This is a genomic window from Sphingomonas sp. 35-24ZXX (assembly GCF_000786215.1).
In the GTDB taxonomy this organism is placed as follows: domain Bacteria; phylum Pseudomonadota; class Alphaproteobacteria; order Sphingomonadales; family Sphingomonadaceae; genus Blastomonas.
Genome location: NZ_JROG01000006.1, coordinates 1 through 2,500, shown reverse-complemented (window position 1 = coordinate 2,500; position 2,500 = coordinate 1). Strand labels below are relative to the sequence as shown.

The following is a 2,500-nucleotide window of genomic DNA, read 5'->3' as shown; positions in this document are numbered from 1 at the left end:
TTCAATTCAGAGCTTGCACTCCTCCTCTTAACCTTCCAGCACCGGGCAGGCGTCAGACCCTATACGTCGTCTTGAAGCCGACTTAGCAGAGTCCTGTGTTTTTGCTAAACAGTCGCTACCCCCTGGCTTGTGCCCCCTGAACACGGTTGCCCGCATACAGGGCCTCCTTCTCCCGAAGTTACGGAGGTAATTTGCCGAGTTCCTTCAGTACACTTCTCTCAAGCGCCTTGGTATACTCTACCATCCCACCTGTGTCGGTTTAGGGTACGGTCTATACGGAGGGGCTATTTCCTGGGACAACTTCGAAGCCAGACCAATCCAATAAGGCCTGACAACTTACGCCATCCGTCACACACCTCCAGGCCCACGAATATTAACGTGGTTCCCATCGACTACCCCCTTCGGGCTCGTCTTAGGGGCCGGCTTACCCTGCTCAGATTAGCTTTAAGCAGGAACCCTTGGGATTTCGGCGAGAGGGCATCTCACCCTCTTTATCGCTACTCATGTCAGCATTCTCACTTCCGATACCTCCACGGTCGGTTACCCTCCCGCTTCAACGGCTTACGGAACGCTCCGCTACCGCGTGCTTGCGCACACCCTAAGCTTCGGTACGTATCTTGAGCCCCGTTACATTTTCGCCGCAGGATCTCTTATTTAGACCAGTGAGCTGTTACGCTTTCTTTAAAGGATGGCTGCTTCTAAGCCAACCTCCTGGTTGTTTTGGAAATCCCACATGCTTTCCCACTTAGATACGATTTGGGGACCTTAGCTGTAGGTTAGGGCTGTTTCCCTTTTGACGACGGACCTTAGCACCCGCCGTCTGTCTGCCGGACTAACTCTGTGGTATTCGGAGTTTGGTTAGGTTTGGTAGATCTCGCGACCCCCTAGCCCATCCAGTGCTCTACCCCCACAGGTAAACATCCGACGCTCTACCTAAATAGATTTCGCGGAGAACCAGCTATTTCCCGGCTTGATTGGCCTTTCACCCCTAAACACAACTCATCCGACAATTTTTCAACATTGAACGGTTCGGTCCTCCAGTGCGTGTTACCGCACCTTCAACCTGGTCATGCCTAGATCGCCGGGTTTCGGGTCTAATCCATCAAACTCAGTCGCCCTATTCAGACTCGCTTTCGCTGCGCCTACACCTAACGGCTTAAGCTTGCTTGATAGATTAAGTCACTGACCCATTATACAAGAGGTACGCTGTCAGGTCTCAAGGACCCTCCAACTGATTGTAAGCATTCGGTTTCAGGTACTGTTTCACTCCCCTCATCGGGGTGCTTTTCACCTTTCCCTCACGGTACTTGTTCGCTATCGGTCATGTACGAGTATTTAGGCTTGGAGGGTGGTCCCCCCATGTTCAGACAGGATTTCACGTGTCCCGCCCTACTCGAGTCCTGATGTTTCATTTTCGCATACGGGGCTGTCACCCGCTATGGCCCTACTTTCCAGAAGGTTCTGCTAATTAAACACCAGGCACTGGCCTGGTCCGCGTTCGCTCGCCACTACTAACGGAATCTCGGTTGATGTCTTTTCCTCCGGGTACTGAGATGTTTCAGTTCTCCGGGTTCGCTTCACCAAGGCTATTTTATTCACCTCGGTGATACCCTATCCACCTCACTCCGATACTGGTCGAAACCAGCGCCGAAATGAAATGGTGAGGGTGGGTTTCCCCATTCGGAAATCGCGGGATCAAAGCTTGCTCACAGCTCCCCCACGCTTATCGCAGCGTGCCACGTCCTTCATCGCCTGTACATGCCAAGGCATCCACCAAATGCTCTTACCTCACGCTTGAGAGTCCACACCACCAATGACAACATTGGTCGTCCAGCAAGGCACGGCTCTTGTAAAACCGCACCCCACACGAACGTACCACTCGGCTGCTGCCATGGTTTGCTCGGTGTGGATGATTTATCTCAGCCAGATATTCATAATGAAATGCCCATAAGGCACTCCCATGAATGTATGTGATTGGCATACGTGACCCATCCCTTACGHTGSCANGAATGTATGTGATTGGCATACGTGACCGATCCCTTCTAAAGATCGGCACGATGCAACCACGGCATCGATTAAAAAACCCATTCACAATGTCAAAGAGCGAGCCACATAGGGGCTCGCAGTACCGGCTACGGATCAGATCCGCGCCGGAATAGCATGTCTTCATCTCTGGAGTTCGAAAGGTGGTGGAGCCTATCGGGATCGAACCGATGACCCCCTGCTTGCAAAGCAGGTGCTCTCCCAGCTGAGCTAAGGCCCCCAACCATGATCGCCGCTTGTCCTGCATGACACTAAAAGCATCGGGCAGAAGCGACGGCGCGTCTATATGGTGGGCCGAGTAGGAGTTGAACCTACGACCTCACGCTTATCAGGCGTGCGCTCTAACCACCTGAGCTACCGGCCCCACCTGCGGCCTTTCGGCTTCGGCGGGCAAGCCCGGGCTGCCCAAAGGCGGCGTTATCCACTGCTTCGAACATGCACAAAGCACATGTTCGCT

2 tRNA genes and 1 rRNA gene (1 of these 3 cut by a window edge) are annotated in these 2,500 nt (G+C 53.2%); all 3 read right to left on the bottom strand.

What is annotated here, in order from left to right:
• A 23S ribosomal RNA gene (locus LI72_RS13055) occupies positions 1-1,797 on the bottom strand (it extends 993 nt beyond the left edge of the window).
• Between the two features lie 390 nt (positions 1,798-2,187).
• Positions 2,188-2,263 (bottom strand) — tRNA-Ala (locus tag LI72_RS13050).
• Positions 2,264-2,330: 67 nt separating this feature from the next.
• A tRNA-Ile gene (locus tag LI72_RS13045) sits at positions 2,331-2,407 on the bottom strand.
• Positions 2,408-2,500: the final 93 nt, after the last annotated feature.